We start from the raw sequence: 12386 nt of genomic DNA on the forward strand, positions 1-12386 counted from the left end.
ATTTTCGCACAAGCTTCGGCGTCTACTCTCCCTTCAGAATTCGTATGGGAGCATTGGGCGTTGCCTGAGCAGATTCAGACCGTTGTCGCTAACCTGAAAAGCCTCGGCCCCCGCCGGCTCGCCCTTCTGGGCGGCATGCTGGCGCTGGTCATGGCCGTCGTTGTCGCGGGCGCGGCCTATCTCAACAAACCCGCATACGAAACGCTCTATGTCGGGCTCGACCGGTCCGACGTGAACCAGATCGGTCTGGTGCTTGGCGAAGCCGGTATCGGCTTCGACGTGGTCTCGGACGGAACCGCTGTTCTGGTTCCCGCCGGCAAGACCGCGCAGGCGCGCATGCTCCTCGCCGAAAAAGGCCTGCCGAGCAGCACCAATGCCGGTTACGAACTTTTTGACAATGTCGGCTCGCTTGGCCTGACCACCTTCATGCAGCAGGTCACGCGGGTGCGCGCGCTGGAGGGAGAAATCGCCCGCACCATCCAGTCGCTGACCGGCATCAAGGCCGCCCGCGTCCACATCGTCATGCAGGAGCGCGGCACGTTCCGCACCGAAGAGCGCCAGCCCTCCGCATCCGTCGTCATCCGCGCCTCCAGCCTCGACGCCACCAACGCCGCCTCCTCGATCCGCTATCTGGTGGCCGCCGCCGTGCCGGGGCTCGACGCGGAAAAGGTAACCATTCTCGATTCCACCGGCACGCTGCTCGCTTCCGGCGACGATCTGTCAAACAGCACCGCACAGCGCTCCATCGGCGTTGAACGCACCGTGGAAAACCAGATCGAACAGAACATCCGCCGCGCACTCTCTCCGTATCTCGGACCGGACAATTTCCGCGCCAGCGTGAAGGCCGACGTCAACACGGACGCGCGCCAGATCGAAGAAGTCATCTTCGATCCCGATTCCCGCGTCGAGCGCTCGGTTCAGGTGGTGCGCTCCAGCGACAGCGCCAACCGCGAAACAGCAATCCAGCCCACCTCCGTCGCCCAGAACCTGCCCGAAGACGAGGCCGCCGCAAGTGCCGGACCGAAATCGTCCGAGGAGAGCGAGCGCCGCGAGGAAACGACCAATTACGAGCTGAACACCAAGCGCATCGCCACCACCAGCAACGGCTACAGCGTCGACAAGATGTCCATCGCCGTCGTGGTCAATCAGGCACGCATCATGGACATTCTCGGGCCGAACGCGACCCCTGACCAGATCAATGCGCGCATCGCCGACATCCAGAAAGTCGTCGCTTCGGCCACCGGCTTCAACGAAACGCGCGGCGACGTGATCAACGTTTCCTCCGTCGAGTTCATCGATGGTCTGGATGGCGTACCGGTCGCCGAACCCGGCATCATCGACGCCGTCGGCCAGCACACCGGCACGCTCATCAATGCAGCCGCCTTCATTCTGGTCGCCTTCCTCGTCACCTGGTTCGGCCTGAAGCCGCTCGGCGCAAACCTGATGCGCCCGGCAATCGCGCAGGGGCCTGCCGATGAAGAGATGCAGCGTTCGCTGCCCAACCCGGAAGAAGAGCAGGCCCGCCTCACCGATGGCGGCTACTCCGAGACCGAGTTCGAGGAAGACGACACATATGGCACCCATCGCCTGAAGATCCGTCCCGCACCGCAGGAGCGTCTGGCCCGCATGGTCGACCTCAATGAGGAGCGCACCGCGCACATCCTGCGCAAGTGGGCGCGCGTTGAGGCGGAGGCGAGCTGATGCCCCCCGCCCTCTCGCTGTTCGACGTTCTGCCGGATTTCGGCGCGCCAACGCCGCCGCCTTCTCCCGGCGACCATGCGGCGGATCACGGTTTCAACCCGCTCTCCCAGCCGGACGAGCAGCCGGTGGCAGCGGCAGAGCCCGTCCGCCCGCTCCAGACCCAGACGGACGAACTCATCGCGGCCGCACAGATTGCACTGGCGGAGCGTCTTTCACGTGAACATGCCGAGGCCATGGAGCAGGAACGCCAGCGCCATGCCGACGAGATGGACGCACTGCGCGCCCAGCTTGGCGAGGCCGCCGGCCAGACCATCACCCAGCACTTCACCGTTCTGGAAAATCAGGTGGTCGAGCTCGCCACGCAGGCAACCGCGCGCATGCTTGGATCAGTCCTCACCGAGGATCTGCAAAAACGCTCCATCACCGAACTGGAGCGGGTCGTGCGCAGCGCCATCGATGATCGTGAGGCCCTGCGCATTCGCGTCAGCGGCTCGCCGGCCCTCTGGGAGGCGCTGAAAACCGGGCTCGGCGAAAAGGCCAGCCACGTGGATTTCGCCGAAGCGCCGGGCTTCGACATAAGCGTCACAATCGATGAAGAGCTGTTTGAAACGCGGCTCACCGAGTGGTCGGAAACACTGGCAGGATTGATCTCATGAGTTTGGCCGAGAACGAGGATCGGGCATCCGAGATCATCATCGTTCGCCGTGGCGGCGGCGGCGAGGACGAGGGCCATCATGGCGGTGCATGGAAGATCGCTTTTGCGGATTTCATGACCGCCATGATGTGCTTCTTCCTGGTCATGTGGCTCATCAACGCTACGGATGACGACACCAAGACCGCGCTTGCCAGCTATTTCAATCCCGTAAAGCTGATCGACCAGAGCACCAACAGCAAGGGTCTGGAAAGTCTGGACGGCGATCCGGCTGATCCCGCACCGGAGGATGTCGAGGTCGATGCGCCCGGCGCACCCTCGCAGGATCACGACCAGACCTCCGGCCCGATGAGCTTTGAAAGCGCCGTCGGAACCTCCGACACGCGCGAACTCTCCGACGAAAACCTTTTCTCCGATCCCTATGCCGTTCTGGCCGAGATCGCGTCGAACACCGACACCATGCAGAACGTGTCGACCAAGGGCGAAGGCGGCGCGCAGAATGCAGGCCCGTCATCGGGCGCGTCGGGTGGTGAATCCTACCGCGACCCGTTTGCACCCGATTTCTGGTCGCAGCAGGTTGCCCGCCCCGGCATCGGCGTTCAGGGCGATCCCGACGATGTGCGCGAAAACGCAGCCGGCAGCGATGTCGATCTGCCCACGAATGGCAAGAATGCGCCTCCAACCGTCGCCCGCGAAGCGCCGAAGGAGGGCGACGGCAACGCCATCGCCCTGACGCCCGTTCCAGACGTCCAGCCCCTCAAGCCGGAAGAAAAGGCAGAGGCCGAACCGGTCGAGGCCGTGCCGCCCGTCGCGCAACAGGCAGACGCGACCGCCGAGGCTGAAACCGCTGCCCCTGAGGAAACGCCAGGCGAGCGCGGCCAGAAGCTCGCCGACCAGATCCGCGAGCAGCTTGCACAGCAGTTTGCCGGCAGCCCTCTGGAAGGCTCCATCTCGGTCGTCGCCACCGATGAAGGTGTGCTCGTCTCCATCACCGACGATCTGGAAAACGGCATGTTCCCGGTCGGCTCCGCCGTGCCGCAACGCGATCTCGTGCTCGCCATGGACAAGATCGGCCAGACCCTCTCCGATCAGTCGGGCAATGTCAGCGTGCGCGGCCACACGGATGGGCGTCCCTTCCGCAGCGAGACCTACGACAACTGGCGTCTTTCCAGCGCCCGCGCACAGGCAGCCTATTACATGCTGGTTCGCGGCGGTCTCGACGAGCAGCGCATCGAACAGGTCGCCGGCTTTGCCGACCGCAAGCTGAAAGTGCCCGAAGACCCCTATGCGGCCGCCAATCGCCGCATCGAAATCCTGCTGGAAGTGCCGCAATGAGAGTGATTGCGAAACTGGCCGCTGTCCTGGTGGCGGGCATGTTTCTCGACAACAGCGCCCAGGCAGCGGCCATGCAGCCCTATCAGATGGTGCGTTCGCTCCAGCGCGTGCAGGACCGCATCGCCGATGGCGATCACGCAGCACTCCCCATGCAGCAGAAGCTTCTGGGCATCATCGACGGCCGCATGAGAAACGCCACGCCTGAAGATTTCGAAGACGAGCGAAACCTCCAGGCGCTGCTTATCTACGGTCTGAGCGGCGGCAATCCGAAGACGCTCGAACTGCTTTTCTCCAGGCTCACGCTTGAGGGCAAGAAGGCCGAACTCGGTCAGGCCATCGTGCACTACGCGCTTGGCGATTATGCCTCGGCCCGCGCCACATTGCAGACGCTCGATCCAAAAACGCTGCCGCCGGAAGTCGGTCCGTCGGTCGCGCTTGTCAGCGCAACGGTCACGGCGCGTGACAATCCCCTGTTCGCCGTGAAGATGCTGGATCAGGCGAGGCTGTTAAGCCCCGGCACGCTCATCGAGGAAGCAGCCCTGCGCCGCAGCATTCCGCTGGCCGCAGCACTCAACGATACCGAGCGCCTCTCGCGCGCGTCCGAGCAATATGTCCGGCGCTATCTGCGCTCGCCCTATGCGACCCAGTTCGTCGACACGTTCGTGGCCGCCGTGGTGGAGCTGCACGACACGGTGGATCCGACCATGGTCGATGAAGTCACCGCACAGATGTCCGACGAGCAGGCGCGCATCGTCTATCTGCGCCTCGCCCGCAAGAGCGCCATCGAGGGCTACGACCGGCTTCTCTCCTTCGCCGCCATGAAGGCCATGTCCTACAGCCAGACGACTGAGGGTGAGAGCGATCCCCGCGCCATTCTATACGCAAACATGGCGTCGGTTACCTCCGACAATGTGGACGAGGTGCTCGCCGCGCTGAATGGTCTGGATGCAGAACGCCTCTCGGCCCCCGACCGTGAATTGCTAGACGCGGCCAAAACCATCGCCAAGGCGGTTCTCGATGAGCCCCGCCACACCTCGGCCGTGTCCGAAGAGCCGGCACCCACCCCAGCACCTGCCGCCGTGCCCGTCGTCACACCTGCCGCGGCGCCCGTCGCCGTACAACCGGAGCCGCAGAACGACCCGCTTCTGCCGGATATCATTCCCGACGCCGATCTCATCCCGGACCTCGTGGAGACGCAGCCGGAGAGCGCGCCGCAGGAGCCTGTGGAGGCCGCATTCCCGGGCGACCCGATCAACGAAGCCGCCGACGCCTACATGCTGGAAATGCGCAGCAAGCTCGATGACATCGACGCGCTGCTTGAGAAGGAAACCGGTCAATGAACGCTGCCATCAGTCGCGGACTGCCCGCTGCCGCACAGGCACTCGATTCAGCACCGAACAAGCGCGCCAATGGCGCTGCTGACGAAGCCGGGTTTGAAGAAGCCCTTCAGGAAAGCGCGGCCAAGAAAACCAAATCCGCGCCCGGTGAGGAAACGCCGGGCGAAGACAGCGCATGGCGTCCCATCCGCTGGACCCTGCCCCACCAGATGGACACGCAGGAAACCGAGACTGCAGAGGGCGACGCCAGCGCGGCCGACCCTGCCCTTACCGACCCTGCCCTTCCGGCAAATCCGGCTCAGGCGACCGAAACGCCTGCCGCGCCGCCGGCAGCCGCCACACCAGCCAAAGCAGACCATGCCGCCATCCCGGCGAATGCCGATGCAGAAACCACCGGGGAGCAGGCGAACACCGCCGGCAAAAGCGGAACGACCCCGGCGCAGCCCGAACTGCCCGCAAATGCCGCAGCAGCAGCACAGACGGCAGGCGCTTCGCAGGCAGGCGCTTCGCAGCCCGCGCCACAGGCAGGCGACCGTGCGCGCGAGCGCTCCGCTCCTGCATCCGCATTAAACCAGCCCGCCCGCGCCCTGCCCGAGGCAGCCAGCGCAACGGCCAGAGCCAATGCCGCACTTGGCGAAAAGGCCGTTTCCCGGACGCCGGAAGAACAGCCGGTCCAGACCGGCAGAGGCGAAAACCAGACGCGCGGCGGCGGCGAGACGCTGTTGCGCGATGGCCCGCAGCAGCAGCCCCAGCCCGAAATCCGCGTTGTGTCGATCCAGCGCGCGCCTGCACCGGCAGCGAGCAGCGAACAGGCTGCAGCCACCCAGCGCGCCGCAGCCGGTGAAGCCGCACATCTGCAAACCACGCAACAGGGTGAAGCCGGCCGCATGGTCCAGACCCTGAAGATCCAGCTTCAGCCGGCAGAGCTTGGCCTTGTCACGGCGCGCCTGCGCATTGTCGCCGATCAGCTGACCGTCGACCTGCAGGTGGAGAACGCGGAAGCCCGCCATCGCCTCAGCACCGATAGCGAGAGCATCGTCAAGGCGCTGCGCTCGCTCGGCTATGACATCGACCGCGTGACCGTCCAGCAATCCGCACCCGGAGGCCAGAGCAACACTGCCACCGGCGGCAACACGCGCGATGGCGGGTTCCAGTCGATGAACGGTCAAAACGATGGCGACCTTTCGCGCGGAGGCAATGGCGAACGCTCCTCACGCGAACAATCGGGCCGTGAGGGACGGCAGACGCAGGATGGCGGCGATGCGGCGAATAACGGCCTTTATATTTAGCCTCGCAGCTCTCACCGCAGGCGCTCAGGCCGCGACCAATGCCTGCGAAAGCGAAATCCTGCGCGCAGCCGAACGCTACCATGTTCCGCCTGGCATTCTTTACGCCGTCGGCCTCACCGAGACCGGCGTGAAGGGCAGCCTCCAGCCCCACGCGCTCAACATCGAAGGCAAGGCCGTGTTCGCCCGTAGCACCAGTGAGGCGATCCGCACCTTCGAGAAGGCGCGCAGGAAAGGCAGAAAGCTGATCGATCTGGGCTGCATGCAGATCAACCACCACTACCATGGCGATCAATTCAGGAATCTGAACGCCATGCTCGACCCCCGCCAGAATGTCGATTACGCCGCCCGTTTTCTGGTTCAGCTGAAGAAGCGTCACGGTTCCTGGTCAATGGCGGTGGCCCGCTATCATGCCGGGCCGAATAACGACCCGGCACAGAAACGCTATGTCTGCCGCGTCATCACAAACATGGTCGCGACCGGCTTCGGAGCGTGGACGCCAGAGGCACGCAGTTTCTGCAACCCATAATTGAATCTACTGAACAGCGATACCGGAAGCCGGACCGCTCTCCGGACTCCCCATTATTGACTCCTGAGAATTCATAGTTGTGCGCGATTCGCCCGACCAGTTACCACTTGACACATTAGTTGATTCGGAGGGCGGGCCGGTGATTGTGGTGATAGACGAGCGTGAGCTGGTGACGGAAGGTTACCACTCACTTTTCAATCGAGAAGGGGTGGCGAGCGCGGGTTTCGCGCCGCAGGAATTCGGAGAATGGGTCGAAACCGTTGCAGATGATGAGTTGAAGGCCGTCAGCGCCTTTCTTCTCGGTCAGTGCGACGAAGGCGACATCCGCGCCCAGCGCATCCGCGAACGTTCGGCAGCACCGCTGATCGCGCTCAGCGAGCGCAATTCGCTCGATGACACGCTGCGCATGTTCGAATGGGGCGTCGATGATGTCGTGCGCAAGCCCGTTCACATCCGCGAAATCCTGGCGCGCATCACGGCCATTCGCCGCCGCGCCCAGCAGGATACGGCAACCTTCACCGAAATCGGCGCCATGCGCATCTATTTCGACGGGCGCGACCCGGAAGTGTCCGGCGAGCCTCTTCCCCTGCCGCGCCGCGAGCGCCGCATTCTGGAATATCTGGCCGGCAACCCGACACGCCGCGTGACCAAGACCCAGATCTTCAACGCCATCTACGGCATTTTCGACGAAGACGTCGAAGAGAACGTCGTGGAAAGCCACATCAGCAAGCTGCGCAAGAAACTGCGCCAGAAGCTCGGCTTCGATCCCATCGATTCCAAGCGGTACCTCGGTTACAGGCTGGCGGACGGATAATCCGCCAGTTTTCTTCCTCAAAACGCGCCACCACCAGTTTCACGCAAGTCACATCCCCTACCGTGATTGCAATCGGCGTAGACTACGAGGAGACTTCCGATGGGCCTTTACGGCATGATGCGTACCGGCGTTTCCGGCATGGCGGCACAATCCAACCGGTTGTCCACCGTTGCCGACAACATCGCCAATTCCAGCACCAATGGGTACAAGCGCGCGAAGGCTGAATTCTCCTCGCTCGTCCTGCCATCGTCCGGCGGGTCCTACAATTCGGGCGGCGTCACCACGTCGATCCGCTATGAGATTTCCAAGTCCGGTCCGCTTCAGTACACGACGTCGGGCACCGACCTCGCCATTGAGGGCGGCGGCTTCTTCGTCGTTCAGGGCACCAACGGACAGCCCTTCCTGACCCGCGCCGGCTCCTTCGTTCCAAATGCCCAGGGCGAACTGGTCAACGCCGCCGGCTACAAGCTCATGGGCTACAGCTACGCCAACGGCACGCCCGCAGTCACCGCAAACGGCTATGCCGGCCTTGAAGCAGTCACCATCGCCCAGTCGGAACTCGTCGCAACGCCCTCGCGCAACGGCAAGCTCGCAGCCAACCTGCCGGCAAGCTCGACTGCGGTTGCAGCAGCCGATCTCCCCTCCGCCAACGCCGCGACGGCGCAGTACACCCACAAGAGCTCGCTGGTCGCCTATGACAATCTCGGCGGCAAGCAGCTGCTCGACGTCTACATGACCAAGACCGGCCCCGACACCTGGGAGATGACGGTCTACGACCGGGCGGATGCAGCGCCCAACACGTCGTTCCCCTACGCCAATCCGCCGCTTGCAACGACCACGCTCACCTTCGATCCGACAAACGGCAAGCTGGCCGGCGGCAGCCCGACAGACATTTCGCTGACGGTGCCCGGCGGCGATGCGCTGACCATCGACCTGTCCGACATGACCCAGCTCGACACCGGTTTCTCGGTGACCGGCGAAGTCGACGGCAGCGCGCCTTACGCCATCGACAGCGTGGAGATCGCCGAGGACGGCACCATCTTCGCGCAGTATGCCGACGGCTCCATGCGCGCTCTCTACCGCATCCCGCTCGCCAATGTGCAGAGCCCCGACCAGCTCAACGTGATCACCGGAAACGTGTTCTCCGAAAGCGCGGATTCGGGCGGCGTACAGCTCGGCTTCTCCGGTTCGGGCAATCTCGGCAAGGTCGTCGCCGGCGCGGTCGAAAGCTCCAATGTCGACATCGCCCAGGAGCTTACCGACATGATCGAGGCGCAGCGCAACTACACCGCCAACTCCAAGTCGTTCCAGACCGGCTCGGAGCTGATGGAACTGCTGGTCAACCTGAAGCGATAAGCGTCGATTTCTGGAACGGGGAAGTGGAAGAATATAAATGTCACTGACATCCGCACTTAGCATCGCACAGACCGCGCTCTTCAACACCTCGCGCCGGACTTCCGTCGTCTCACGCAACGTTTCAGAAGCCAGCAACCCCGATTACGCACATCGCAGCGCGCTGTTGACCAGCATGGTCCCCGGCGCGCGCATCGCCCAGATCCGGCGGGCAGCCGACGAGGTCCTGTTCCGGCAGAACCTCTTTGCCATCTCCGCATGGCAGGGGCAGAAAGCCATGTCCGGCGGGCTCGACACGATGCGCCTGACGGTCAATGGCGTGGACGACGCCAATGCGCCGGCCACCGCCATCAGCAAATTGCAGGAGGCGATGCAGCTCTACGCGGCAACGCCTTCCAACGCCACGCTCGCCGAAAGCGCGGTACAGTCCGCGCATCAGGTCGTGCGCTCGCTGAATGACGGCGCCAATGGCGTCCAGACATTCCGCGCCGACGCCGACCGCGACATCGTCACGGCGGTCGATGACCTCAATTACCTTCTGGGCGAGTTCGAAACGGTCAACACCGAGATCGTCAACGGCACCCGCGCGGGCCGCGACATCTCCGACGCGCTGGACCGCCGCGACGCGCTCCTGAAGAAAATCTCCGAATATGTGGCGATTTCCACCACCACGCGTGCGGCCAACGACATGGTCATCGTCACCGCAGACGGCGCGACGATGTTCGAGACGGTCCCGCGTCCCGTCACCTTCACACCGAACACGGCCTATGGCCCCGGCACGACCGGCAATGCGGTCTATGTGGACGGTGTTCCGCTGGTGCCGGGCAGCGGCGGCAACACCGACGCCAAGGGCTCAATCGCGGCAGCCCTGCAGCTGCGCGACCAGACCGCCCTTCAGATGCAGCGCCAGCTCGACGAAGTCGCGCGCGGCCTCATCACCGCCTTCGCCGAAACCGATCCGAGCGGCATACAGCCGGACATGGCCGGTCTCTTCAACTGGGCAGGCGGCCCCGGCATTCCGCCGGCTGGCACACTGATCGACGGCCTGGCGGGCGCAATCCGCGTCAATGCCGCCTTCGACAAGAATGCCGGCGGCGACCCGTCGCTCTTGCGCGACGGCGGCGCGAATGGCGCGGTCTATCTGCACAACACCACGGGTGCTGCATCCTATTCGGATCTGCTCCTCAGCTATTCCCAGCGGCTTGACGAGCCGATGACCTTCGACCCGCTGGCCGGGCTCGATACGACCCGCAGCGTCACGGCCTTCTCGTTCGATTCCGTGAGCTGGCTGGAAGCCACCCGCAAGCAGGCGGCGAGCGGAGCTGAAGGCAAACAGGTGCTCGCCGTGCGCTCGGCGACGGCCTTATCCAATGCAACCGGCGTCAATGTCGACAACGAGATGGCGCTGCTGCTGGACCTGGAAAACGCCTATGAAGCGTCCGCACGTCTCATCTCGGTGATCGACGAAATGCTCAAAACCCTGATGCAGGCCACCCGGTAGAGAGAGAGCACATGAAAACCTCCTTCATCTCATCGCTCGCCATGTCGCAGACGCTGCGCTATCAGACGATGCGCATGCAGTCGGAGCTGGCCGAGAGCCTGAAGGAGTCGCAGACCGGCCGTCACTCCGATGTTGGCATCGCCCTTGGCGCGCATGCCGGCCGCAATCTCTCCATGGACCGCAACATCGACCGGCTGAAAGGCCTGATCGACGCAAACGCGCTCGCCGCCAACCGGCTTTCGGCAACGCAGAACGCCATGTCGCAGATCGGCGACATGGGCCAGAGCCTGCTCGCCTCGCTGACCGCAGCAAAATCCGACATCGATCAGGTCGCCGTTTCGCAGGCCGAGGCGGAGCGTGTTCTCAAAACGCTGACCGGCGTGCTCAACACCAATCTGAACGGCGAATATCTGTTCGCGGGCATCAACACCGACGTGAAACCGCTGACCGATTTCCACGATGCAGGCTCGCCGGCAAAGACCACCTTCGACGCCGCCTTCATGGCCAAGTTCGGCTTCACGCGCGACGATCCGGCAGCCGCCACCATCAGCGCGGCCGACATGGACGACTTCATCACCAATTATGTGGAGCCGCAGTTCACCGGCGCGGGCTGGGAAACCAACTGGTCCAGCGCATCGAACCAGAAGATCACGAGCCGCATCGCCATGAACGAGACGGCCGAGACCTCGCTGACGGCCAATGAGAACGGCATCCGCAAGCTCGCCATGGCAGCGGCCACCATCTCGGACCTCCTCAACGGACCGCTTGGCGAAGAAGCCCGCAACGTACTCTACGAAAGATCACTCACCATGGTCGGCGAGGCCATTGCCGACATCGCCAATGCGCAGGCGCATGCCGGCGTCGTGGAGAACCGCGTGTCAGACGCCAGCGCGCGGGTTTCCGCGCAGGTGGATCTCTTCAAGACACTCATCAAGGACAGCGAGGGCATCGACCCTTATGAAGCCGCGACACGGGTCAACGACCTGCGCGCGCAGCTTGACGCATCCTATGCACTGACCGCCCGCCTGCAGCAGCTCAGCCTGCTCAACTATCTGCGTTAACCGACAGCCGGAACCAAACGAACGGGAAGCACATGTACCAGTTTTCCTACAGCGAAGTTCAGACAGACTCGCTTGCCGACGCCCGGGACAGGGAGGAGCAGGTTCTGAGCCGATCGATCGAGCTTCTTCAGAGGGCGCGCGAGAAGGGCCTGAACTCGCAGGAGGCTGTCGAGGCCATTCACTTCATGATGCGCGTCTGGACCGCCTTCATCGACGATCTCGGCAGCCCGGACAACGAACTGCCCAATGAGTTGAGAGCCAATCTCATCTCCATCGGCTTATGGCTTCTGCGCGAAGGTGAAGAAGTCCGTCAGGGGCGTTCCCAGAACCTGGACGGCCTCATAGAGGTGTCGCAGATCATTCGCGACGGCATCCAGCAATGAGCACACTGAAAATATCCCTGAAGGCGAATGAGAAGATCTACGTCAACGGCGCGGTCATCAAGACCGACCGCAAGGTGACGCTCGAATTCCTGAACAATGTCCAGTTCCTGCTCGAGAACCACGTTTTGCAGGCAGAGGATGCGCGCACGCCGCTGCGCCAGGTCTATTTCACGGTGCAGATCATGCTGATCACGCCGGAAAACGCCGATGATGCGCGCCGGCTCTTCAATCAGCTTCTGCCGCGCCTGCTCGACAGCTTCACCAATGAACGCATTCGCGCCGGCCTCAAGCATGTCGAGGAACTCGTTTCCAACGGGCAGGTCTATGACGCCCTGAAGGAAATCCGCGCGCTCTATCCAATCGAAGACGAGATCATCGCACAGCCTGCCGCGCCCACCGGGGACAACAGGCTGGCTGCAATGGCAGGGGAGTAA

The 12386-nt window shown here is 63.5% G+C and carries 12 protein-coding genes; all 12 read left to right on the forward strand.

The window, feature by feature from the left end:
* Window positions 1-60 precede the first annotated feature (60 nt).
* The 12 genes from fliF to flbT all read left to right on the forward strand — a co-directional run bounded on the left by fliF (window position 61) and on the right by flbT (window position 12386).
* Complete coding sequence (gene fliF / locus ACRTG1_RS08800) at window positions 61-1701, forward strand: flagellar basal-body MS-ring/collar protein FliF (protein ID WP_113152880.1); 1641 nt, start codon at window positions 61-63, stop codon at window positions 1699-1701.
* Complete coding sequence (locus tag ACRTG1_RS08805) at window positions 1701-2357, forward strand: hypothetical protein (protein ID WP_432516097.1); 657 nt, start codon at window positions 1701-1703, stop codon at window positions 2355-2357. Before fliF ends, ACRTG1_RS08805 begins: the two co-directional genes overlap by 1 nt.
* A complete protein-coding gene (locus ACRTG1_RS08810; RefSeq protein ID WP_206547788.1) occupies window positions 2354-3688 on the forward strand; it encodes a MotB family protein in 1335 nt (444 codons plus the stop codon). Before ACRTG1_RS08805 ends, ACRTG1_RS08810 begins: the two co-directional genes overlap by 4 nt.
* Window positions 3685-5028 (forward strand): chemotaxis protein, encoded by a 1344-nt coding sequence (locus ACRTG1_RS08815; protein WP_206547789.1) that lies wholly within the window; start codon window positions 3685-3687, stop codon window positions 5026-5028. Before ACRTG1_RS08810 ends, ACRTG1_RS08815 begins: the two co-directional genes overlap by 4 nt.
* The gene (locus ACRTG1_RS08820) at window positions 5025-6314 is read left to right on the forward strand and encodes a flagellar hook-length control protein FliK (protein WP_297564928.1); all 1290 of its coding nucleotides are present in this window, start codon (window positions 5025-5027) and stop codon (window positions 6312-6314) included. Before ACRTG1_RS08815 ends, ACRTG1_RS08820 begins: the two co-directional genes overlap by 4 nt.
* Complete coding sequence (locus ACRTG1_RS08825) at window positions 6286-6840, forward strand: transglycosylase SLT domain-containing protein (protein WP_432516098.1); 555 nt, start codon at window positions 6286-6288, stop codon at window positions 6838-6840. The genes ACRTG1_RS08820 and ACRTG1_RS08825 overlap by 29 nt, the downstream gene beginning before the upstream one ends.
* A gap of 139 nt (window positions 6841-6979) precedes the next feature.
* Window positions 6980-7654: a response regulator transcription factor gene (locus tag ACRTG1_RS08830; protein WP_113152886.1), complete on the forward strand. Its 675-nt coding sequence runs from the start codon at window positions 6980-6982 to the stop codon at window positions 7652-7654.
* A gap of 99 nt (window positions 7655-7753) precedes the next feature.
* A complete protein-coding gene (locus tag ACRTG1_RS08835) occupies window positions 7754-9010 on the forward strand; it encodes a flagellar hook protein FlgE (RefSeq protein WP_206544152.1) in 1257 nt (418 codons plus the stop codon).
* Window positions 9011-9047: 37 nt separating this feature from the next.
* A complete protein-coding gene (gene flgK, locus ACRTG1_RS08840) occupies window positions 9048-10508 on the forward strand; it encodes a flagellar hook-associated protein FlgK (RefSeq protein ID WP_432516099.1) in 1461 nt (486 codons plus the stop codon).
* Between the two features lie 11 nt (window positions 10509-10519).
* Window positions 10520-11569, forward strand: a complete 1050-nt coding sequence (locus tag ACRTG1_RS08845; RefSeq protein ID WP_206544154.1) for a flagellar hook-associated family protein — start codon at window positions 10520-10522, stop codon at window positions 11567-11569.
* A 32-nt stretch (window positions 11570-11601) separates the two neighbouring features.
* Window positions 11602-11952: a flagellar biosynthesis regulator FlaF gene (gene flaF / locus ACRTG1_RS08850; RefSeq protein ID WP_113152890.1), complete on the forward strand. Its 351-nt coding sequence runs from the start codon at window positions 11602-11604 to the stop codon at window positions 11950-11952.
* Window positions 11949-12386, forward strand: a complete 438-nt coding sequence (gene flbT / locus ACRTG1_RS08855; RefSeq protein ID WP_113152891.1) for a flagellar biosynthesis repressor FlbT — start codon at window positions 11949-11951, stop codon at window positions 12384-12386. Before flaF ends, flbT begins: the two co-directional genes overlap by 4 nt.

It is taken from the genome of Nitratireductor sp. PBL-C9 (assembly GCF_050877045.1).
Taxonomy (GTDB): Bacteria; Pseudomonadota; Alphaproteobacteria; order Rhizobiales; family Rhizobiaceae; genus Nitratireductor; species Nitratireductor aquimarinus.

What these genes read in the sequence shown, in the direction of transcription:
- ACRTG1_RS08825 (WP_432516098.1), top strand. Translation starts at nt 6,286, where the DNA reads ATGCGGCGAATAACGGCCTTTATATTTAGCCTCGCAGCTCTCACCGCA.
- ACRTG1_RS08835 (WP_206544152.1), top strand. Translation starts at nt 7,754, where the DNA reads ATGGGCCTTTACGGCATGATGCGTACCGGCGTTTCCGGCATGGCGGCA.
- flgK (WP_432516099.1), top strand. Translation starts at nt 9,048, where the DNA reads ATGTCACTGACATCCGCACTTAGCATCGCACAGACCGCGCTCTTCAAC.
- ACRTG1_RS08845 (WP_206544154.1), top strand. Translation starts at nt 10,520, where the DNA reads ATGAAAACCTCCTTCATCTCATCGCTCGCCATGTCGCAGACGCTGCGC.
- ACRTG1_RS08805 (WP_432516097.1), top strand. Translation starts at nt 1,701, where the DNA reads ATGCCCCCCGCCCTCTCGCTGTTCGACGTTCTGCCGGATTTCGGCGCG.
- flbT (WP_113152891.1), top strand. Translation starts at nt 11,949, where the DNA reads ATGAGCACACTGAAAATATCCCTGAAGGCGAATGAGAAGATCTACGTC.
- ACRTG1_RS08815 (WP_206547789.1), top strand. Translation starts at nt 3,685, where the DNA reads ATGAGAGTGATTGCGAAACTGGCCGCTGTCCTGGTGGCGGGCATGTTT.
- ACRTG1_RS08820 (WP_297564928.1), top strand. Translation starts at nt 5,025, where the DNA reads ATGAACGCTGCCATCAGTCGCGGACTGCCCGCTGCCGCACAGGCACTC.
- flaF (WP_113152890.1), top strand. Translation starts at nt 11,602, where the DNA reads ATGTACCAGTTTTCCTACAGCGAAGTTCAGACAGACTCGCTTGCCGAC.
- ACRTG1_RS08810 (WP_206547788.1), top strand. Translation starts at nt 2,354, where the DNA reads ATGAGTTTGGCCGAGAACGAGGATCGGGCATCCGAGATCATCATCGTT.